This is a genomic window from Haloferax gibbonsii (genome assembly GCF_001190965.1).
In the GTDB taxonomy this organism is placed as follows: Archaea; Halobacteriota; Halobacteria; order Halobacteriales; family Haloferacaceae; genus Haloferax; species Haloferax gibbonsii.
The window spans coordinates 1,117,294-1,137,295 of sequence record NZ_CP011947.1; the positions used below are offsets into that span (position 1 = coordinate 1,117,294).

Below are 20,002 nucleotides of genomic sequence, written 5' to 3' on the forward strand. Positions count from 1 at the left end.
GACTTCACGCTTTCCGTTCATTTTATCGACCTCAGCCGCCGAGCGGCGGCGCTGCCGTGCGTCCGTAGACACCGCGCACACAGGAGCGATTGGACTGAGACGGCAACGCTCTCAGACGCCGGCATCGACCTCGCTCGGAGACAACTATCACAGTCGAGTCGAGACGGCCAGAGAGGCGAGGCGAGCCGATACGTCTACAGCGAATGACCCCGGGCGAAGTTGACGAGCGCGGCGCGCGCTCCGCGTCCGGGGACGTCAGAACAGTCGATTCGGCGAAGACAGAAAAGGAACCGTCGGGACCGGGGTCGCTCGCCGCCGAGTCCGCGGTTATTCGGTCTCTTCGCCGAACCACGGCGGCGACTCCCCGACCATGGAGAACCCGGCCGCCTGCTCGTATATCTTGATGCCGCCCTGTGCGATTTCCAGCGGGAACATCGAGTTCTTGATGCTCTGCTTGCGCATCTTCGCCACCCAGACGTAGCGGTTGCTCGTCGCGCCCGCGGGGCTCTGGATGAGGTAGATGTTCCCGTCGGTCAGGAAGTTCTCGAGGCCGATGTCGGTCTCGGGGAAGATGGCCGACTGCTCGGTGGTCAGAAGCGAGGTGAGGCCGCTGTCCTTCAGAATGTCGATGAACTTCAGGAGGTACTGGCGCTGTTCTTTCTCGTCGTCGAAAAACAGCTGGAACATCGTCAGCGAGTCGAGGACGAGTCGGTCGTAGTTGGTGTCCTGGAGGTCGCCGAGGATGCGGTCGAGCGTCGTCGAGAAGTCACCGTCGCGGAGGAGCGTCCGCTTGTCGTAAACCTTGATATCTCCGGACTCGACGTACTCGTGCCAGCGGTCGAAGCCGATGGACTCGGCCGCCTCGCGGATGTCGTCTTCGGTCTCCTCGAAGGTGAGATACAGGCCGCCCTCGTCGAACTGGTCGACGCCGTTGTAGAGGTACTGGAGGCCGAGGATACTCTTTCCCGTCCCCGGGTTTCCGCTGATGAGCACCGCGGCGTTCTTGACGATACCGCCGTTCAGGATGGAATCGAGTCCTTCGACACCGGTCTTGACTAGTTCTGTCATGATTGTGTTGGAACGTGTGTTGGCTGTCGGAAGAACGTCCGTGCCGACGCCGGATAATTCTTCTTACCGCCGCTACGGCGCCGTCTGACTTTTATTACATACTTGACGGGCGAAAATTCCGAACGTCTAAAATATCGCGACTGATAACGGGACGGGAACTTTCTTGTACCGACTTACGTACCTTGCACCAATGTTACCTGCTCCCCCGAGTCCGTCGGACCGCCCCGGCCGGTCCGCCGCTCGGCCGGGTGACAGGCCGTCGCTCGAACGAAGCGCCCCGCGAACGGTACGGAGGTGCTCGCTGCGAGCATGATGGAGTGGCAGAACGACGAAGACACGGCTGACGCCGGGGACGAAACGGAGACGGAAGAACAACACATGTCATCAGACGATGGACTTGGATTCGAGGAGGGGATAGACGACCTCTCCGACGAGTTTGGTGACTTCGGCGACGACCTCGACGACGGATTCGACGATGACGATTTCGGCGGATTCGACGACGACAACAGCGAGGAACTCGCAGAGCTCGAAGATCGCGTCGGCGAACTCGAGAACGAAGTAAGCGCCATCTCGTCGGGGATGAACACCGTCCGCGAAGAGAACAAACAGATCGGTGAGACCGTCGAAGAGCTCGACGACACGATTCGAAAACTGCTCGACATCTACGAGATGGTCACCCGCGGCATCAACCCGTTCGTCGACGACGCCCGCGAGATGGGCGGCCTCGACGGCGGCGGAGCGTTCGGGCTCTTCGAGGCGGAAGCCGAGGACGAAGAGCACCTCGACCCCGAGGTGGCGAACGCCGACGCCGAGTCGTTCTTCGACGACGACTTCGGCGAACTCGACGCCGAGGAGGGCGCGAAGGAAGCGGAACTCGCCGCGGAAGACGAACTCGCGGAAGCGGAGCGCGAGAGCCCCGCGGACGCCCTCGACGACGGCGACGAAGAGGCCGACGAAGCCGACGAAGCCGACGACTCGGGTGCCGCGGGCGGCGCGAGTTTCGACGACCTCAAAGAGCAGTACGAGGAGGGCGGTGGCTGGGACGAAGAAGACGAAGCGGAGGCGAACGAAGCAGAGGCGGACGAAATGGAGGCGGACGACGCCGAAACGGACCTCGCCGACGCGGCGGTCGACCTCGAAGACGGGTTCGAAGACGAGCCGGTCGGCGGCATCGAAGACGAGTTCGAAGCGGTCGCCGACGAGGCCGACGAGACCGACGACCCGAGCGACGAACCATCAGAGCCCGAACACGAACCCGAGGTCGAAGACGCCGACGGTGACGTCCGCAAGACGCTCGACGAGCTAGAGGCGGAGTACGCCACGGCGGCGATGGCCAAAGACGAGCTTTCGGACGACGACGAGGACGACGCGGCCGCCGAACCCGAGCCGTCCGCGGCGGTCGAGGAGTCCGACGCCTACCTGGCGGCTCTCCCGTCGAACTACGTCTCCGAGGTACTCGTCCTCGAATGGGTCGAACACCTCGTCGCGGTCGGCGGCGCGCTCGGCGCGTCGCGCGCGCTCCGCCAGTATCGGGAGCAGGACTGGATATCGCGCGCCGTCGAGAGCGAACTGAACGCCCACGTCGGACAGATTGCGCCGTCGGTCGCTGACGCCGACGGGGGCGAACTCCGCATCGACGACCACCAGACGAGCCTCGCGTACGTCTGCCGGCTCGCGGAGGACGTCCCGCGGGGCCAACTGTACGAGGAGTTAGTCGCCTACGGGAGGAGATTCGATGGGATTCGGTGTTAGCGGCTCGACCGCCGTCATCTTCCTCGGCGTCCTCGTCGCCACGGGGACGCTGTACACAGCGACGTCGAACGCGTCGGAAAACGTGCTCGAAGCGCAGGACGCCGACGCGGAGCGGGCCCTCGAACGGACGAACACGGACATCGCCGTCACGAACGCGACCTACGACGCGGGCAACGAGAGCCTCACGGTGAACCTGACGAACGCCGGCTCGGAGACGCTCTCGGTGAGCGAGACCACCCTGCTCGTCGACAACACCTACGTCGACGTGCCGGCGGCCAACGCGACCGTCGACGGCGACGCCGGAACCGACCTCTGGTACGCCGGCGAGAACCTCAGTCTCGTCGTCGACGCCGACCCCACGCCCGCACGCGTGAAAGTGGTCACCGGAAGCGGCGTCGCCGCCACGGGGGCGGTGAACTAAATGGCAGACATCTCCGTTCCGAGCCTCATCCTGTTCATCGCCAGTATCGTCGTCGCCGCCGGCGTCTCGGGCGTCCTCATCGACACCGTGACCGGCATCAGCAGTTCGCTCGACGAGCGCGGCGGCGACGTGAGCACGGAGATCAGAACCGACATCGAAGTCATAAGCGACCCGCAGGCGGGTGTCTACGACGGTGCGAACGACAACCTCTCGGTATACGTCAAGAACACCGGCCTCAGGACGCTCCCGGCGACCAGCGGCGGCTTCGATATCATCGTCGGTGGACAGTATCAGACCAACGTCACGGTGAACGTCGTCGACGGCACCGAGTGGCGGCCGAGCAACGTCATCGAACTCACGGTGACGGACATCGCGTTGAGCTCGGGCGACTACCGGATGACCGTCGTCGTCGACGGTGACGAAGAGGTGTTCGAATTCCGCGTATCATGAGCAGTCAATTCTCTCTCGGGCTATCCGGGCACGACCGTCTCGAAAAGGAACTCGGCGGCGGCATCCCCAAGGGTGCAATCGTCCTCATCGAAGGGGACTACGGCGCCGGAAAAAGCGTGCTGTCGCAGCGATTCAGCTACGGCTTCTGCGACGAGGAAACGGTGGTGACGCTCGTCTCGACCGAGCTGGGCGTCCGCGGCTTCCTCGACCAGATGCACTCGCTTTCGTACGACATCGTCAAGCATCTGCTCGACGAGCGAATCCTGTTCTTACAGGCCGAAATCGACAGCAGCGGCGCGCTCTCCGGCGGCAGCAGCCAGAAGGAGCGCAAGCAGCTCCTCCGGCGGCTGATGGACGCCGAGACGCTCTGGGACGCCGACGTCATCATCATCGACACGTTCGACGCCATCCTGCGCAACGACCCGCAGTTCGAGGCGCTGGTCCGGCAGAACGACGAGCGGCAGGCCGCCCTCGAAATCATCTCGTTTTTCCGCGAGCTGACGACGAAGGGCAAGACCATCATCATCACCGTCGACCCGTCGTCGGTCGACGAGGGCTCTATCGGTCCGTTCCGCTCTATCGCCGACGTCTACTTCGAACTGGAGATGGTGGAGGTCGGAAACGACGTCCGACGGAACATCTTCGTGAAGCGCTTTGCGGGGATGGGCCAGCAGGTCGGCGACCGCGTCGGCTTCTCGGTCCGGTCGGGAATCGGGCTCGTCATCGAATCGAGGAGCGTGGCGTAGATGGCGAGCGAACACGGCTCCGCCAGGCTGTCGGACGACCTCAAGCGCCTCGCGATGCAGTGGCCGCACCTGCGGGACCACCTCAAGCGGTTCCGACAGATCACCGGCGAGTTCCCGATGCTCGTCGACGAGCCGGGCGACTACGAGTCCCGGCGTCCGAACATCATCTACCCGCTGGGCGGCCCCGTGTTCTGCCAGGTGTACGGCAACTTCGGCGAGACGACGAAGTACTACACCATCGAACCCGAGATGGACGACGACGAACTCGAGGTGTTCGGCCGGGTCAAGGACAAACTGCTCGAACGCAGCGTCTCGAAGCCGGCGCCCGAAGAAAGCGCCGACTACGAAGAGCGCATCGAGGAGTTGCTCTCCGAAATCGTCCACATCGAGGGTGACGACCGCGGGCCGCTCGGCTCGGTTGCCAAGCGGCTCGACGTGGCCGGCATCGAGGTCTCCCAGACGACCTACGACAAGATACAGTACCGACTCGTCCGCGACATCGTCGGCCTCGGGCCGCTCGAACCCATCATGCGCGACCCGGAGAACGAGGACATTCACGTCATCGGCCCCAGCCAGGTCGACGTCGACCACGGGACGTTCGGCCTGCTGGAGACGAGCGTCGAGTTCGACAGCACGGAGCAGTTCGATAACTGGCTCCGCAACATGGGCGAACGCATCGGCGACCCCGTCTCCGACGCCCACCCCATCGTGGACTCCACGCTCCCCGACGGCTCGCGTATCAACATCATCTACTCCGACGACGTGTCGCTGAAGGGGTCGTCGCTCACCATCCGTCAGGGCGACGACGTGCCGCTTTCGGTGTTCCAAATCGCCAAGTGGGGGACGCTCTCGCCCGAACTGGCCGCGTACCTCTGGATCGCGCTGGAGAACGAACGCACTATCTTCGTGGTCGGTGAGACGGCGTCGGGGAAGACGACGACGCTCAACGCCATCCTCTCGTTCATCCCGCAGGACTCGAAGATATACACCGCGGAGGACACCGCCGAGGTGCTCCCGCCGCACGACACGTGGCAGCAACTCCTCACCCGCGAGGGACGCGGCTCCGACTCCGAAGTCGACATGTTCGACCTCGTCGCGGCCGCGCTGCGCTCTCGCCCCGACTACATCATCGTCGGGGAGGTCCGTGGTGAGGAGGGTCGCATGGCGTTCCAGGCGGCCCAGACCGGTCACCCGGTGATGCTCACGTTCCACGCGTCCGACATCGTCTCCATGATTCAGCGCTTCACCGGCGACCCCATCAACGTCCCCGAGACGTTCATGGACAACTGCGACATCGCGCTGTTCCAGAACCGCGTCCGCCGGGGCAACGACATCCTCCGCCGGGTGACGAGCGTGCAGGAAATCGAGGGCTACTCGAAGGAGATGGGCGGCGTCGTCACCCGCGAGGCGTTCTACTGGGACCCCGTCCAAGACGAGATTATCTTCCAGGGGATGAACAACTCCTTCATCATGGAACAGAAGGTCGCGACGCTCCTCGGTTACGACGACACGCGGAAGATATACGACGACATCCAGTTCCGCGCCGAACTCGTCCGCCGGGCGATTCAGGAGAACGTCCTCGGCTACCACGAGGTGAACGAACTCATCGAGGACTACCAGCGCGACGGCGTCGAGGGACTGCCGTTCGACATGGCGAGGGTGTAACGACATGGCAGGGGAACAGAGCGCGTCGATGCAGGCGGTGCAGGTTCGGGACTTCATCAGCGACATCATCGAGTCCTACGAGAAGATGCCGATGGCGCTGCCGCGGTACCTGCTCGCGGTGCTCGGCCCCGCCATCGTGTTCTTCATGCTCTCTCTGGCCGGCGCCATCGCGCTCCCGCTTCCCCTCCTCGTCCGCATTCCCGTGTTCCTCCTCGGGGTGTTGCTGCTGGGCGGGGCCGTCCTCTACCCGCGCCTCCTCGTCGAGCAGACGCGCCGCAGTCTGGAGAACCAACTCCACCTCCTCATCACGCACATGACCGTGCTCTCGACGACGAACATCGACCGCGTCGCCGTGTTTCGAACGCTCGCGCGCGAGGAGGAGTACGGCGAGCTAGCGACCGAGATGAACCGCATCGTCCAGCTCGTCGACGCGTGGAACCAGTCGCTCGACGACGCCTGTCAGCGCCGGGCCCGAGAGGTCCCGTCGAAGCCCCTCGCGGACTTCCTCGACAGGCTCGCGTACTCCATCAACGCCGGCCAGAGCATCGACGACTTCCTCCTCGGCGAGCAGAACGCGATGATTCAGAAGTACATCACCGTCTACGAGAGCGCCCTCGGGAACCTGGAGGTCATGAAGGACCTCTATCTCTCGATGATTCTGTCGATGACCTTCGCCATCATCAACGCCATCGTCCTCCCCATCCTGACCGGGACCGACGCGACGATGACCATCGGCGCGGTCATCGTGCTCTTCGTCTTCGTGCAGTTGGGGTTCTACTTCGTCATCCGGACGATGTCGCCGTACGACCCGCTGTGGTTCCACCAGCGCGAGTACCGGACGAAGGCGGACCGGCAGATAGACATCACCCTGTACGGCGCGGTCGGTCTCTCTATCACGATGGTGCTCGTGCTCGCGTTGGGCACGTTCAACCTGACCGTCGTCGGCGAGACGGTCCGGCCCATCATGATGGAACTCCCGATTCCGCTCCTCATTTCGACGCCGCTGACGCCGCTTGCGGTCCCCGGCATCGTCGCGCGCCGCCACGAGAAACGTATCGGCGAGCGCGACGAGGAGTACCCCGGGTTCATCCGCGCGCTCGGGGCGTCCGAGACGGCAAAACAGAGCACGACCACGGCCGTCCTGAAGACGCTCAAGACGAAGGACTTCGGCGTCCTTTCGCGGGAGATATCGCGGCTGTACACGCGGCTTCGGATGCGGCTCGACCCCGACCGGTCGTGGTTCTTCTTCACCGCGGAGACGAACTCCTACCTCGTCCAGAAGTTCTCCGAGATGTACAACGTCGGCCGGTCGATGGGTGGCAAACCGAAGCTCCTCGGCGAGCTCATCAGCCGTAACATGAACGAGATAATCAAGCTCCGCCGACAGCGAAAGCAGTCGACGGTCACCCTCATCGGCGTCCTCTACGGCATCACGGCCTCCGCGTCGTTCGCGTTCTTCATCGGACTGGAAGTCGTCGAGATTCTGGCGTCCTTCTCGACGCAGATGAACCTCGACAGCCTCCAGTTCGGGACGCTCATCTACGCCGGCGTCTACGACGTGCCCTTCATCGAGTACATGCTGACGCTCATCATCCTGTTTAACGCCCTCCTGTCGTCGCTCATGATTCGGATGGTCGACGGCGGACACAAGGCGAACGCCTACCTGCACTTCGTGATGCTCGTCTGGGTGGGCTCCCTGATGGCGGTCGCCACCTCGTCGCTCGCAGGAGCGCTGATTAGTATATGACTGAAGACGGACAACAGACCCGAGATTCGATGCCAGACGCGGCAGGCGAACAGACCCCACAGGAGGCCCGTTCCCGCGCGCCCGAGGGGGGCGACGTGGCGAAAAGCGACCTCCTACAGGCGTACCGCCGGAAGAAGTCCGAACCGTCGGACGAACGCGAAGAAAAAGAGCGGGCGCGCTCGAAGAGACAGACGGAAAAACAGACCAGCGACGGCGAGTCCATCGTCGTCGACTTCGTCGCCAACTTCGTCGCCGGCGGCAACGCCTCGTTCGAGCCCGTCAAGGGCCGCGTCCTGATGAGCCAGCGCCGGCTCATCCTCGCCACGTCGAAGGCCAAGACCGTCATCCCCATCACCTCCATCTTCGACATCGCCGTCGGACAGGTCCCCCCGGAGGTCGAGGAGTTCTTCGACTACACGGTGATGGTCGGCTATATCATCGGTCGCCAGCGCCGGACGACCGTCATCGGCGGCGACCGAGATACCATCGAGAAGTTCTCGCTGTTGCTGTTCCGCGCGGCGCTCAACGGCTCGCGCGCGCAGGTCACCCACCCGGCCCGTATCGGCGGGCGCGTCCTCGACACGGAGCGACAACCCTCCGGGCTCCACCTCGACTACGAGGCCGTCACGTTCCCCGACGACGACGGCCCACTCACGGAGAACGGCGACCCGTTCCACATCGACCTCGCGAGCGTCATCTTCTTCGAGGTGCTCGAACGGACCGTCGACGGCGAAAAGCGGCTGGTGCTTTCGGTCCAGCACGTCAAGCAGGGCCAGACGGTCACCTCAGAGATAACGCTCGACTCGCGACGGAAGATGAACATCCTCGGGCGCTACCTCCGACTCGTCTACCACTGGATAAAGTCCGGCGTCCGCAACGTCGAGGTCACGGAACAGGGCCTCGAAGTCCTCGTCGGACTGTACTCCGCCGGCGAGATGGCCGCGGAAGTCGACTTCAGCGAACTCCTCGGCGTCGAAGAGGCAGTCCTCGACGCGGAACTGGAGAAGCTCCACGAGGAGGAACTCATCGGCGACGACGAGCTTCCGACCTCGCTGACGCCGCAGGGGCGGTTCGTCGTCAACGAGGAAATCGAAGACGTGAACGTCTGAAGCTGTTTTCCGGCGGAACCGGTGCCGTCCGGTAGTTGCGAAGAACTATCAGCCCTTCAACCAATTCTGTCACTATGCGGACGCGGACTTCGGCGCTCGTCGGACTGGGAATCGGAAGTGCGGTCAGCTACTCCTTCGGCTTCCGACACGGCAACGCGTTGGTCGGCGTCACCCTGCTTCTCACGTACACAATCGCTGGCTTCGGGTTCGTTGCCTTTCCCGCGTACCGCTGGCGGTGGTCCGGGCCGAACGACCACTTCTGGTACACGATAATCGGGGTCTTGAGCGCTCTGTTACCGATTCTTGCGATTCACGGTCTAGGCTTCGAACCCGGCGAGCGCGTGCGGGGCATCGTTCTCTTAGCCGGGGTCTGGTTGGGAGGCGTCTACGCCGGAATCGCGCTCGAACGCGCCTCGCGGCGCGCGAGCGACGACTGATGAGCGCGACGCGTCGCTCTCCGTCCGGCGACTGCGCCGCGAAAAACCGAGTCCTGACTACTGTTCGTTGATGGCGTCGGAGGCGATGCTGCGGCCGCGGGCGTTGAGCTGCACCTCGTGACGCACGCGAATCTCCTCGACGACGTTGTGGTCGATGAGCCGCTGAAAGAGCTCCTCGACTTCGTCCACGTCGAGGCCGAGGAAGCTGGGGATGTCGAACGGGGAGACGCCGGAGTACAGCGCCGTGAGGACCTGTTTGTCCGTCTCGCTCAGCTCGATAGAGGTCTCCGAAAGCTCCTCGCCCTCGCGGAGGAGCGTGTAGAGGAAACTGACGGCGCGGTCGGAGCCGGAGATGTACGTCTGGAGGCTCGTCCCCTCGTCGTCGGAGTGTTCGACCTCGATGACGCTCCGGTGTTCGTCGACGATGGTTCGCTCGCCGGTCTTCACGTCGCCGATGTCGTCGAGGCGGACCTCGACGAACTTGCCGCCGACGGTCGCCATGCTCACGGCCTCCGCTTCGACTTTGAGCCGGGACTTTTCCCACTCGGTGTTCTGGACGACGCCGCCGGCGACTGCGGGATGTCGCGCGAGGAACTGCTCGGTGTTGAGGAGCGCCCCGAAGAAGTCCGTCTCGAACTCGTCGTAGTCGACGGGCGCGAGCAGGACGACGCCCGACGGGATGTGGACGCTGAAGTAGTCGGAGACGGTCGCGATGCGCTGGTTCACGTCGTACCGGCCGCCGAACTCCTGTATCTTCGAGAGCTGAATCGTCCGCTTGCCGCCCGTGCCCGCGAGGATGAGCCGCCTGTTCGAAAGCAGGATTCGGCCGCTCGTCCAGTCGACGTCGTGTATCTCCCGGCCGTTCTTGATGACTTGAAGGAACCGCCCGCGGGTGTCTCCGAGTTTTTGCTCACCGGGTTTCATCGCTCACCTCCCGACCGCGGCGTCGCTCGCGCGGTAGATGCGGAGTCGTTTCTCGACGGGGTCGAACTGCTGTCTACACGTCGGCGGGATGGTCTCTGTCATACCGATGGTGAGGTACCCGTCCGGCTTCAGCGCGGAGCCGAGCGTCTCGAAGACCGCCCGCTTCGACTCGGCGTTGATGTAGATGAACAGGTTCCGGCAGACGACGAGGTCGAACGTCCCCGGCGGCTCCTCGCGGATGAGGTCGCGTCGCTCGAAGCGGACCATGTCGGTGACGGCGTCTTTCACCCGGAAGGTGTCGTCGTCGCGGTCGACGAAGCGCTCCCAGCGGCCGATGGGGTCGAGCTGTTCGCCCACGTCGTTGGTCTCGGAGGCGCGGTACTCGCCCGCCCTGGCGGCGCGGAGAATCTCGCGTTTGATGTCCGTGCCGACGATTTCGATGCGGCGCTCGTCGACGCGGTCGTCGTCGTGGGCGAGCATCGCCAGCGAGTAGGCCTCGCGGCCGTCCGAGCAGGCCGCGCTCCATATCTTGATGGGGTCGTGGCGGCTCCCCCGCGAACTCAGGTCGCGGAGCACCCCGCGGAGCGCCTCCCACACCTCGGGATTGCGGAAGAAGCTCGTGACGTTGACCGACAGCGCGTCGAGGAGCGCCTGCTGTTCTTCCTCGTCGTCGGTGAGGAGGTCGTGGTACGACCCGTAGTCGTCGACGCGTCGCCGCCGCATCCGCGCGGAGATTCGGCGGTCGAGGTAGGCGTCGTTGTACGAACTCGTCTGGAACTGCAGGGAGTCTTCGATGTAGTCCAAGAGCCGGCCGAACGCCGGGTCGTCGGTCGCCGACGAGGGCATCAGTCGGCCGCCTCCTCGGCGGTGTCGGGGAGCTGGCTCGGGTCGAACTCGCGCATCGCCTGTTGGCCGTCGGCGGGGAGTTCGAGCGTCGAGACGTCCAGAATCGGGATGACGTTGCCGTCGCCGATGACGGCCGTTCCCGACAGCCCACCGACGCCCGACAGCGGTCCTTGCAGGGGCGTCACGACGACTTCCTCCTGTTTCGTCACGCCGTCGCAGTGGAGCGCGACCTGCCTGTCGTCGGGACGGATGCGAACCACCATGCCGTCGTCGGGTTCGGGCGAGTCGATTTCGAGCGCCTCGCGGAGCCGAATCAGCGGGAAGATGGTCTCCTCGTGGACGATGACCTCCGCGCCGCTGACCGTCTGGACGCGGTCGCGCCGGCTTATCTCGTCGATGTACTTGATGGGGACGCCGAACTCGCGGTCTTCGACCTGCACGAAAAGCACCTTGATGATGGCGACCGACACCGGCAGCCGGATGTTGAACGTGCTTCCCTCGCCGGGTTCGCTCTCGACCGACACCGAGCCGTCGAGCGATTCGACGGTCGTCTTCACCACGTCCATGCCGACGCCGCGGCCGGACACGTCCGTGATTTCGTCGTTGGTCGAAAAGCCGGGGTGGAAGATGTAGTCGTACACCTCGCTGTCGGGCATCTGGTTCACCTCCTCGCGGGTCGCAACGCCCTTGTCGACGGCCTTCTCGCGGACGGCGTCGGCGTTGATACCGCCGCCATCGTCCTCGACGGTCACGATGACGGTGTCGTGTTGGCGGCGCGCGGAGAGCCTGATGGTCCCCGTGCGGGACTTGCCGTTTTCCTCGCGCACGTCGGGTGCTTCGATGCCGTGGTCGACGGCGTTCCGGAGGACGTGCATCAGCGGGTCGGAAATCTCGTCGAGGATGGTGCGGTCGAGTTCGATGTCCGCGCCCTCGACCTTGAACGAGACGCGTTTGTCCTGCTCGCGGGCGAGGTCGCGCACGAGTCGGGGGAACTTGTCGAACACCTTCTTCAGCGGGATGAGCCGCATGTCCATCACGGTGTTCTGGAGGTTCGAGGATATCTTGTCCAGTTCGTCGAGCGTGTCGAGCGCGGTCGTCTGGCCCACGTCGATGGCGTTTCTGAGCTTGATGCGGCTCGTGACCAACTGCTCGACGAGCTCGTGGAGTTCGTCGAGCTGGTCGACGTCCACGCGGACGGACTTGACCGCGGAGATGGAGCGTGCCTCCTTTTTCTTCTCCGTGCCGGACTCCGATTTTTCGTCGCTCTCGGTCGACTCGGCCTCGTCGGCGTCTCCTTCGCTCCCGTCGTCGACGCTGGGTGCGTCGTCGGACGCAGCGTCGCTATCACTGTCACTGTCGACAGCGCCGTCGGCGTCAGTAGACCGGTCGGAGTCGTCCGATGCCGGGGCGTCAACGTCGGTGTCAACCTCCGACTCGGCCGCCGGAGCGTCGTCGGCGTCCGCGGCCTCGTCGCCGGCGGCGAGCGCGTCGGACACGTCGGTCGTCTCGACCGTCGAGACCTTCCAGAGCCCGCCGAGTTCGCTTTCGACGACGGCGGCGTCGCGCTCGGCCACGAACAGGTCGAAGCCGTCGCCGAACTCGCCGTCTTCGATGGCGTCGCGGTTCGGGTTCGCCCCGACCACGTCGAGTTCTTCCGGGATGCTACTGAGGAAGATGCCGGCGTCGACGCCCTTCATCTGGCCCGCGTCGAGTTCGACGTGGGCGTGGGTGAGCGTGGTCGCATCGAGCGCATCGGCGTCGACGCAGTCGGCGGCGAGAGAGTCGAGGTCGACCGACTCGCGGTCGGCCTCGTCAGACGCCGCCGGGTTCGAGTTTCCCGCGTCACCTCCGTCTTCGACGGCGGCGCGAACCTCCTCGACCGTGTCGGTCGGGTCGATGGTGGACTCGCCGTTCTCCTCGATGTCGTGGAGAATCTCCACGATGAGGTCCATCCCGTCGAAGACGAGGTCCATCCGCTCGGCCGTCACGTCGAGTCGCTCGTGGCGAATCTCGTCGAGGAGGTCCTCGACGGCGTGGGCGACCGTCGCGGCGTTGTCGAATCCCATCGCCCCGAAGTTCCCCTTCAGCGTGTGGGCCTGCCGGAAGATGTCGTCGATGGCCTCGGTGTCGTCCGGGTTCGACTCCAGCGACAGCAGGGAGTTGTTCAACTGCGTGATGCTCTCTTCGCTCTCGGTGATGAATGCTTGGTAGAGTTCTTCGTCCATGGTCAGGTAGTGAGCCCGCGGAGTGCTTCGTCTGCGATTCGCCCGTCGGCCGAGACGGTGTCGACACAGCCGGCCTCGATGGCCCGCTTCGGCATTCCGAAGATCGCGGAGGTCGATTCGTCTTGTGCGACCGTGTGGCCGCCCGCCCGCTTGATTCGGGTCATCCCCTCGACGCCGTCGCGGCCCATGCCGGTGAGGAGCACGCCGGCCAGCGGCGCGTCCACCGCCTCCGCGGCCGACGCCATCGTGAGGTCGATAGCCGGTTTGACGCCGTGAAGCGGCTCGTCGTCGGAGAGTTCGAGCCGGAGACGTCCGGCCCGGTCGCCGGTCACGAGGAGGTGGGAACCGCCGGGCGCGATGCGAATCTGCCCGGGGCCGATTCGCTCGCCGTCGCTCGCCTCTTGGACCTCGTAGTCACAGCGGCCGTCGAGCCGCGCCGCAAAGCGCTTCGTGAAGCCGGCCGGCATGTGCTGGACGACCAGCACGCGGAGGCCTGCCTCCTCGGGGAGCGCCGCGAGCAACCGCTCGACGACGTTCGGCCCGCCCGTGGACGCGCCGATAATCAGCGTCGAGCCCTCGGTCGGCAGCGACCCGCTCGTCCCCGAAGACGCCGGTTTCGACCCCGCGGTCGCCGCCGGCTTCGGCTCCGTCTTCGGCGGCCGGGAGCCCCGGCGCGTCGCCGAGAGGTCGACCGCCGCGGCGGACTGAATCTTCTCGACCAGTTCCCGCTTGACGCGGGGCATCTCGGAGGTGACCTCGCCGCCCGGTTTCGTCACGAAGTCGACCGCCCCCCGGTCGAGCGCCTCGAACGTCACGTCGGCGTCCTCCTCGGCGTGCGCCGAGAGCATGAGGACGGGCGTCGGACACTCCTCCATGATGGCCTCGACCGCGTCGAGTCCGTTCATCTCGGGCATCTCGATGTCCATCGTCACGACGTCCGGTCGGTTCGCCTCGACCACCGAAATCGCCTCGCGGCCGTCGGCCGCCTCGGCGACGACCTCGACGTCGGCGTCCTCGAGGAGCGTGCGAATCAGCGTCCGCATGAACCGCGAGTCGTCGACGACGACCGCGCGAGTCGGGTCCGCGCCGGCGGACGCGCTCATCGTCCCCACCCGGCGGTTCCGGGTCGGCGGGAACTCGACGACGCCGAGTGGCCCCCCCGCCGAGGGCTCGGTGGATTCGTTAGTGTGCCGTTTCGTTGACCGCTCATCTACCTCCGAGGTTCGGAAATCGGGTATATAAACACTCGGCGAGGATAATCACGGCTGATAATCGGGTACGTATCTTTATACGCTGAATCTCACCACTCTGAAGCAGACAGGTGGCGGCGGATGTCGCCGCCGGGGATGACCATGCGACAAGATGCAATCACGACCGAGATGAGCGCGGACGAGACCGACGCGGAGGACTCCGCCGAAGAAGTACAGGTGCTGGAATTCCAACTCGGCCCGGAGACGTACTGCGTCGATATCGAGTACGTGAGCGAAATCGTCGACAAGGGCCAGCTCACGGCGGTTCCGAACGCGCCGGACTACGTCGAGGGCGTGATGGACCTCCGCGGGCGGACCACGTCCATCATCAACCCGAAGTCGCTTCTCAGCATCGACGACGAGGGCGAGTCGAAGCGCATCGTCATCTTCGACCCCAACAAGTTCGAAGACGAGGCCGCGACCGGCTGGCTCGTCGACGAGGTGTACCAGGTCGTGCGCGTCTCGATGGACGACGTGGAGGACCCGCCGCTCGAAAAAGACGACTCCATCGAGGGCGTCATCAAGCGCGACGGCGACCTCGTCGTCTGGATTTCGCCGGTGCACGCCATCGAGTAGGGACGTCCCGCGACCGGCCCCGCTTTCGTTTTCGAGAACCTAATCGGCGAGCGACTGCTCTCCCGCCGCGACGCCCCGCCCGCCGGTGAGTAACACCACGACGAGCGCACAGCCCACGACGACGCCCGCGAGGCCGAACGCGGCGACGTAGCCGGCGGCGTCGGCGACGAACCCGCCGAGCGCCGACCCGACTCCGCCGCCGAGGCTCGAAAGCGCCGTGTACGCGCCGAGGGCCTCCCCGCGAATCCGGTCGGGCGCGAGTCGCGTCACCATCCCCGTCGCCGTCACCGCGATGACCGCCCACGTGACGCCGATGACGAGGAACGTCGCGCCGAGGGTGACGAGCGCGGCGAGCGCCGCGAACTGCGTGCCGACGACCGCCACCGCCGGGAAGGCGAGTCCGCGGGTCGCCAGCGCGCCGGCCTGGAGGCGACGGGGGTCGTGTCGCGCCGCGAACGCGCCGACCTTCGCGTAGCTCACCGCCGACCCGAGACTCGACAGGACGAACAGGGCGAACACCTCGTCGGCGGACCGGCCGGAGCCGACGAGGTACGCGGGCAGCGGCCCGAAGAAGACCGAGAAGCCGACGAAAAACAGCGTCGCGGCCGCGAGGTACCGGAGGAGTTCGGGGCTCATCCGCGCCCGGAGGTCGTCGAGGTCGAGGCTCTGGAGCGCCCAGTAGAGCCGCGAGGGACCGTACGGGACCGCACGGACCGAACGCCCGACGAGGCCGCTCTGCCGGCGGATACTGGCCGACACGCGGGCGAACCGCCGCGCCGACAGCGTCGAGCGCTCGGGGTACCAGACGCGGACGAGGACGGCACCGAGCGCGGCGGCGACCGCGGCCGCGACGAGGAACCGCCGCTGGACCGCGAGCGCGTCGAGACCGAACAGCCGCGGGGCCAGCGCCGACCAGACCGCGCCGACGACGAGGCCGCCGAGCCAGCCGTACCCCTGATAGTGGTTGAGGACGCCGAAGCGGCGGTCCCAGTCCTTCGACGGGACGCCCTCGACGACGATGAGGTTCAACACCGGCGCGGCCGCGGCGACGACGAACCACAACAGGGCGTTGGCGACGAGGACCGCGGCCGGCGACGACACGGTGGCCGTGAGAGAGAGCGCGCCGGCGGTCGCCACGAGCGCGACGAGGATGAACGGTCGCCTGCGCTTCGCGCGGGCGGCCAGCCGGCCCCAGAGCACCGCGCCCGGCGCGCCGGCGAAGGCGGCGGTCGCGGCGATGAGGCCGACGAACAGCGCGTTCGCTCCCAGTTCGATGGCGTACAGCGGGACGACGAGCGACGACGCGCCCACCGCGGCGTAGCCCAGCGCCCACCCGAACAGCCACCGGTCGCGGTTCCCCGTCTTCGAACGTCCGTGTCGGTCGGTCACGCGTCACGAATGAAACCGGTGAAACAAAGTCGTTACCCCCCGAACGCGCGCGAAAAGCAGGACATATATAGTCTGAACAAAATCCTCGGACAACCATGCTCGGGAGCGAACCACCACACACGGGGGGATGGTCGTGACGGACGACTCCTCTCCCTCCTCGTTCGTGCAGTACGGTATCGACGACAAACCACCCCTTCCGACCGCTCTCCTTCTCGGCGCCCAACACTACCTCACCATGGTGGGCGCGAACATCGCCGTCCCCCTCATTCTCGCCGGAGCCCTCGGCATGCCCGCCGACGTGGTGCCGCGGTTCGTCGGGACGTTCTTCGTCGTCTCCGGCATCGCGACGCTGATGCAGACGACGTTCGGGAACCGCTATCCCATCGTGCAGGGCGCGCCCTTCTCGATGCTCGCGCCGGCGCTCGCCGTCATCGGCGTGGCGACGGCGGCCGACCAGTCGGGCGTCGCGTGGCAGAGCGCCCTCTTGCAACTGCAGGGCGCGATTATCGTCGCGGCCGTCGTCGAGGTGTTCGTCGGCTACTTCGGCCTGCTCGGACGTCTCCGAAAGTTCATCTCGCCGGTCGTCATCGCGCCGACCATCGCGCTCATCGGGCTGTCGCTCTTCAACGCCCCGCAGGTCGCGTCGGCGACCAACAACTGGTGGCTCCTCGGCCTGACGCTCGCGCTCATCGTCCTGTTCTCGCAGTACCTCGACACCGCGCACCCGGCGTTCAAGCTGTTCCCGGTGCTGCTCGGCGTCATCGTCTCGTACGTCGTCGCCGCCGGCCTCTCGGTCGCGGGGGTCATCGCCCCCGGCGCGGCGGGCTACGTGAACCTCCAGACGGTCGTCGAGGCCCCGGCGCTCATGACCATCTACCCCCTGCAGTGGGGCTTCGCGGGCGGCGCGGGGACGACGACCGTCGCGCTTCCCGTCGTGGGCTCGGTCGCCTTCGGCATCCCGCAGTTCACGACCTCCTTCATCATCGGGATGCTCGCGGGCGTCGCGGCCTCGATGGTCGAGTCCTTCGGCGACTACCACGCCGTCGCCCGGCTCTCGGGCGTCGGCGCGCCCTCCGAGCGCCGCATCAACCACGGCATCGGCATGGAGGGCGTGATGAACGTTTTCTCGGCCGTCATGGGCGGTAGCGGCTCGACCTCCTACTCCGAGAACATCGGCGCTATCGGTCTCACGGGCGTGGCCTCCCGCTACGTCGTGCAGGTCGGCGCAGTCGTGATGCTCGTCATGGGCTTCGTCGGCTACTTCGGACAGCTCATCGCGACGATTCCCGACCCAATCGTCGGCGGCCTCTACGTCGCCATGTTCGGCCAAATCGTCGCCGTCGGCCTCTCGAACCTGAAGTACGTCGACCTCGACTCCTCGCGTAACGTGTTCATCGTCGGCGTCGCCATGTTCGCCGGCCTCGCCGTCCCCGCCTACATGGGTAACGTCGGGAGCGCGGCGGCGTTCCGCGAGGGGATGCGGCAGGTCGCGCTCGTCGGCCCCGTCCTCGGGACCCAACTCGTCGCCGACACCGTCTTCGTCATCGGTTCGACCGGTATGGCAGTCGGCGGCCTCATCGCCTTCTTCTTCGACAACACCATCGCGGGCACCCGCGCCGAGCGCGGCCTCGAAGAGTGGGAAGACACCGTCGAAGACGACGGCGACTTCGAGTCGGCGCTGGACCGGTTCCGCGGCGACGAGTCGGCGACGGCCGACTGAAGCGAGCGCCGCACAATCTTTTTGACCCGCGTGAAATCGGATTCTCTGCGATAATCAGGCAGGTCTACTCTGGCCAGTCCTACAGCCACACCTTCGAGACGGCCGGCGAACACGCGTACTACCGCGTACCCACGAGGCCGCCGGCATGACGGGTACTATCGTCGTCGAAGAGTAGCCTCGTCGTTGAGGAGTAACTCAGCGCTCGTCGCGGCCGGTCCGTCCGAGCGCGACGAGCACGAGATAGCCGACGAACCCGGCGACGAACAGCAAGACCGGAATCGCGAAGGGACCGAACGTCTCGATGAGCCCGTCCACGGGGCCGAGTTGGAGCATATCCGAGCCACGGCCGCGCCGCGGTTAACGTTCCCGGCGGGCGGTCGTCGCGGGCGTTCGCGGCGGCCGACGCCGGTCGCTCACTCGTCGTAGGCGCTGTCGTCTTCGTCCGTCGTCGCTTCCGCGTCCGCGTCCGCGTCCGCGACTTCGTCGGCCGCGCCCTCGCCCGCCACGTCGGGGGTGCGAGCCGGTTGCCGGACCCCGCCGTTCGAGAGTCCGGCCGCGGGCGACTGCCGGGTCGCCTCGGCGTCCGTCGAGTGGACGTGCACGTCTCGCTGGGGGAACGGAATCCCGATGCCCGCGTCGTTCAGGCGCTTGTATATCTCGCGGTTGAGGTTGTGCGTCGCCTTCCCGCGCTTGAGCGGGCTGTTGACCCAACAGACGAGTTCGTACTCCAGCGCGTCGGGGCCGAACCGGCGGAACCGCGGCCGCGGCCGGGGGCTGTCGAGGACCAGCGGCTCGTCGAGGGCGATATCGGTCAGGAGCTCTTCGAACTCGTCCACGTCGGTTCCGTAGGCGACGCCGACCGGGACTTTCAGCCGGCGGCGGCGGTTCGGCGCGGACTCGTTGATGATTTTCGCGGCGTTGAGCACCGAGTTCGGCACCGTCACGAGCAGTTCGTCGCGGGTGAGAAGCGTGGTCGAGCGGATGCCGACCTTGACGACGGTCCCCGCCTCGCCGGAGTCGAGGACGACGTAGTCGCCGATTTTGTAGGTGTCGTCGAAGTACAGCGCGATGCCGCCGAAGAAGTTGGCCACGGTGTCTTTCGCGGCGAAGCCGACGGCGATGCCGGCGATGCCCGCGCCGGCGAAAAGCGGCGTGATTTCGATGCCCCAGATGTACAGCAGCGCGCCGATGGTTCCGACCGAGACGACGATGGTCCAGACGTTCGAGAAGACGGGCGCGAAGTCGTAGCGACTGCCCTTGTCCTTGACCGCCTCGACGAGGCGGTTGACGAGGCGGTTGAGCGCCCACGCCCAGACGACGATGCCGACAGACAGCGACGGCAGGCCGAAGAAGTCGTTGAGCGTCGCCGAATCGACGACGAGCGCCTCGGCGACCGCGGGGGCCCTGGAGAACAGGAAGATACCGGTCAACGAGACGGTGACGACGATGGGCCACCGAAGCTCTTGGACGACGATGTTGTCGAGCGAGGTCTCGGTTCGGCTGGTGTACTGAAACAGGAGGCGGATGACCACCTTCTCCATGACGAACGCGCCGCCGACCGAGATGAGGAGCACGAGGGCCGTCACCTCAAGCGCCGACAGGCCCGAGAGGAACGACGAGAGGTGTTGGCTCATGCCGCGGAAATCGCGGCCACCGGGGATAACGATTGCTCCCCTG

18 protein-coding genes and 1 pseudogene are annotated in these 20,002 nt (G+C 65.8%); 11 read left to right on the forward strand and 8 right to left on the reverse strand.

Going from position 1 to position 20,002, the window contains the following annotated elements:
• Positions 1–327 precede the first annotated feature (327 nt).
• Positions 328–1,068, reverse strand: coding sequence for an RAD55 family ATPase (locus tag ABY42_RS05920; RefSeq protein WP_004977361.1), 741 nt, complete (start codon positions 1,066–1,068; stop codon positions 328–330).
• 309 nt (positions 1,069–1,377) lie between these two features.
• Between ABY42_RS05920 and ABY42_RS05925 the strand changes: the two genes are divergently transcribed.
• The 8 genes from ABY42_RS05925 (at position 1,378) to ABY42_RS05960 (ending at position 9,395) form a co-directional block, all read left to right on the forward strand.
• On the forward strand, positions 1,378–2,820 hold the full coding sequence (locus ABY42_RS05925; RefSeq protein ID WP_231608302.1) for a flagella accessory protein C: 1,443 nt from the start codon (positions 1,378–1,380) through the stop codon (positions 2,818–2,820).
• Positions 2,804–3,241 carry a fla cluster protein FlaF gene (locus ABY42_RS05930; RefSeq protein ID WP_008092920.1) on the forward strand — a complete coding sequence of 146 codons (438 nt, stop codon included), beginning with the start codon at positions 2,804–2,806 and terminating at the stop codon, positions 3,239–3,241. Before ABY42_RS05925 ends, ABY42_RS05930 begins: the two co-directional genes overlap by 17 nt.
• Positions 3,242–3,691, forward strand: coding sequence for a CARDB domain-containing protein (locus ABY42_RS05935; RefSeq protein WP_050458939.1), 450 nt, complete (start codon positions 3,242–3,244; stop codon positions 3,689–3,691).
• The gene (locus tag ABY42_RS05940) at positions 3,688–4,437 is read left to right on the forward strand and encodes an ATPase domain-containing protein (protein WP_004970800.1); all 750 of its coding nucleotides are present in this window, start codon (positions 3,688–3,690) and stop codon (positions 4,435–4,437) included. The genes ABY42_RS05935 and ABY42_RS05940 overlap by 4 nt, the downstream gene beginning before the upstream one ends.
• Positions 4,438–6,102, forward strand: a complete 1,665-nt coding sequence (locus tag ABY42_RS05945; RefSeq protein ID WP_004977357.1) for a type II/IV secretion system ATPase subunit — start codon at positions 4,438–4,440, stop codon at positions 6,100–6,102.
• A gap of 4 nt (positions 6,103–6,106) precedes the next feature.
• On the forward strand, positions 6,107–7,849 hold the full coding sequence (flaJ, locus tag ABY42_RS05950) for an archaellar assembly protein FlaJ (RefSeq protein ID WP_004977356.1): 1,743 nt from the start codon (positions 6,107–6,109) through the stop codon (positions 7,847–7,849).
• A 95-nt stretch (positions 7,850–7,944) separates the two neighbouring features.
• Positions 7,945–8,958, forward strand: a complete 1,014-nt coding sequence (locus ABY42_RS05955) for a CheF family chemotaxis protein (protein ID WP_193363464.1) — start codon at positions 7,945–7,947, stop codon at positions 8,956–8,958.
• Between the two features lie 74 nt (positions 8,959–9,032).
• Positions 9,033–9,395, forward strand: a complete 363-nt coding sequence (locus ABY42_RS05960; protein ID WP_050458940.1) for a hypothetical protein — start codon at positions 9,033–9,035, stop codon at positions 9,393–9,395.
• A gap of 57 nt (positions 9,396–9,452) precedes the next feature.
• On the opposite strand, the gene ABY42_RS05965 is transcribed toward ABY42_RS05960, so the two are convergent.
• Genes ABY42_RS05965 through ABY42_RS05980 form a run of 4 tightly spaced genes read right to left on the reverse strand, consistent with a single transcriptional unit; the run spans position 9,453 to position 14,493 of the window.
• Positions 9,453–10,319 carry a CheF family chemotaxis protein gene (locus tag ABY42_RS05965; protein WP_004977353.1) on the reverse strand — a complete coding sequence of 289 codons (867 nt, stop codon included), beginning with the start codon at positions 10,317–10,319 and terminating at the stop codon, positions 9,453–9,455.
• A 3-nt stretch (positions 10,320–10,322) separates the two neighbouring features.
• Positions 10,323–11,165 carry a CheR family methyltransferase gene (locus ABY42_RS05970; RefSeq protein WP_050458941.1) on the reverse strand — a complete coding sequence of 281 codons (843 nt, stop codon included), beginning with the start codon at positions 11,163–11,165 and terminating at the stop codon, positions 10,323–10,325.
• Complete coding sequence (locus ABY42_RS05975; protein ID WP_050458942.1) at positions 11,165–13,390, reverse strand: chemotaxis protein CheA; 2,226 nt, start codon at positions 13,388–13,390, stop codon at positions 11,165–11,167. The genes ABY42_RS05970 and ABY42_RS05975 overlap by 1 nt, the downstream gene beginning before the upstream one ends.
• A gap of 2 nt (positions 13,391–13,392) precedes the next feature.
• Entirely contained in the window at positions 13,393–14,493 is a 1,101-nt protein-coding gene (locus ABY42_RS05980) for a protein-glutamate methylesterase/protein-glutamine glutaminase (RefSeq protein ID WP_050459899.1), read from the reverse strand.
• Positions 14,494–14,742: 249 nt separating this feature from the next.
• On the opposite strand from ABY42_RS05980, the gene ABY42_RS05985 reads away from it, so the two are divergent.
• Positions 14,743–15,216 (forward strand): chemotaxis protein CheW, encoded by a 474-nt coding sequence (locus ABY42_RS05985; RefSeq protein WP_042662095.1) that lies wholly within the window; start codon positions 14,743–14,745, stop codon positions 15,214–15,216.
• 39 nt (positions 15,217–15,255) lie between these two features.
• Here the strand turns inward: ABY42_RS05985 and ABY42_RS05990 are convergent, their stop codons facing one another.
• Positions 15,256–16,605 (reverse strand): MFS transporter, encoded by a 1,350-nt coding sequence (locus ABY42_RS05990; protein WP_050458943.1) that lies wholly within the window; start codon positions 16,603–16,605, stop codon positions 15,256–15,258.
• Between the two features lie 127 nt (positions 16,606–16,732).
• Here ABY42_RS05990 and ABY42_RS05995 point away from each other — a divergent pair, with 127 nt between their 5' ends.
• Entirely contained in the window at positions 16,733–18,325 is a 1,593-nt protein-coding gene (locus ABY42_RS05995) for a uracil-xanthine permease family protein (protein WP_050458944.1), read from the forward strand.
• Positions 18,326–18,387: 62 nt separating this feature from the next.
• Positions 18,388–18,500, forward strand: a pseudogene (locus ABY42_RS20130) (plastocyanin/azurin family copper-binding protein); the annotation flags it as partial.
• A 20-nt stretch (positions 18,501–18,520) separates the two neighbouring features.
• Here ABY42_RS20130 and ABY42_RS19750 read toward each other — a convergent pair.
• Complete coding sequence (locus ABY42_RS19750; RefSeq protein ID WP_197092915.1) at positions 18,521–18,658, reverse strand: hypothetical protein; 138 nt, start codon at positions 18,656–18,658, stop codon at positions 18,521–18,523.
• 80 nt (positions 18,659–18,738) lie between these two features.
• Positions 18,739–19,959, reverse strand: a complete 1,221-nt coding sequence (locus tag ABY42_RS06000; RefSeq protein ID WP_050458945.1) for a mechanosensitive ion channel family protein — start codon at positions 19,957–19,959, stop codon at positions 18,739–18,741.
• Positions 19,960–20,002: the final 43 nt, after the last annotated feature.

Coding starts and splice junctions, on each gene's coding strand:
- ABY42_RS05930 (WP_008092920.1), top strand. CDS start 2,804: ATGGGATTCGGTGTTAGCGGCTCGACCGCCGTCATCTTCCTCGGCGTC.
- ABY42_RS05970 (WP_050458941.1), bottom strand. CDS start 11,165: ATGCCCTCGTCGGCGACCGACGACCCGGCGTTCGGCCGGCTCTTGGAC.
- ABY42_RS05945 (WP_004977357.1), top strand. CDS start 4,438: ATGGCGAGCGAACACGGCTCCGCCAGGCTGTCGGACGACCTCAAGCGC.
- ABY42_RS05975 (WP_050458942.1), bottom strand. CDS start 13,390: ATGGACGAAGAACTCTACCAAGCATTCATCACCGAGAGCGAAGAGAGC.
- ABY42_RS19750 (WP_197092915.1), bottom strand. CDS start 18,658: ATGCTCCAACTCGGCCCCGTGGACGGGCTCATCGAGACGTTCGGTCCC.
- ABY42_RS05995 (WP_050458944.1), top strand. CDS start 16,733: ATGGTCGTGACGGACGACTCCTCTCCCTCCTCGTTCGTGCAGTACGGT.
- ABY42_RS06000 (WP_050458945.1), bottom strand. CDS start 19,959: ATGAGCCAACACCTCTCGTCGTTCCTCTCGGGCCTGTCGGCGCTTGAG.
- ABY42_RS05985 (WP_042662095.1), top strand. CDS start 14,743: ATGCGACAAGATGCAATCACGACCGAGATGAGCGCGGACGAGACCGAC.
- ABY42_RS05960 (WP_050458940.1), top strand. CDS start 9,033: ATGCGGACGCGGACTTCGGCGCTCGTCGGACTGGGAATCGGAAGTGCG.
- ABY42_RS05965 (WP_004977353.1), bottom strand. CDS start 10,319: ATGAAACCCGGTGAGCAAAAACTCGGAGACACCCGCGGGCGGTTCCTT.
- ABY42_RS05980 (WP_050459899.1), bottom strand. CDS start 14,493: ATGAGCGCGTCCGCCGGCGCGGACCCGACTCGCGCGGTCGTCGTCGAC.
- ABY42_RS05940 (WP_004970800.1), top strand. CDS start 3,688: ATGAGCAGTCAATTCTCTCTCGGGCTATCCGGGCACGACCGTCTCGAA.
- flaJ (WP_004977356.1), top strand. CDS start 6,107: ATGGCAGGGGAACAGAGCGCGTCGATGCAGGCGGTGCAGGTTCGGGAC.
- ABY42_RS05925 (WP_231608302.1), top strand. CDS start 1,378: ATGATGGAGTGGCAGAACGACGAAGACACGGCTGACGCCGGGGACGAA.
- ABY42_RS05935 (WP_050458939.1), top strand. CDS start 3,242: ATGGCAGACATCTCCGTTCCGAGCCTCATCCTGTTCATCGCCAGTATC.
- ABY42_RS05920 (WP_004977361.1), bottom strand. CDS start 1,068: ATGACAGAACTAGTCAAGACCGGTGTCGAAGGACTCGATTCCATCCTG.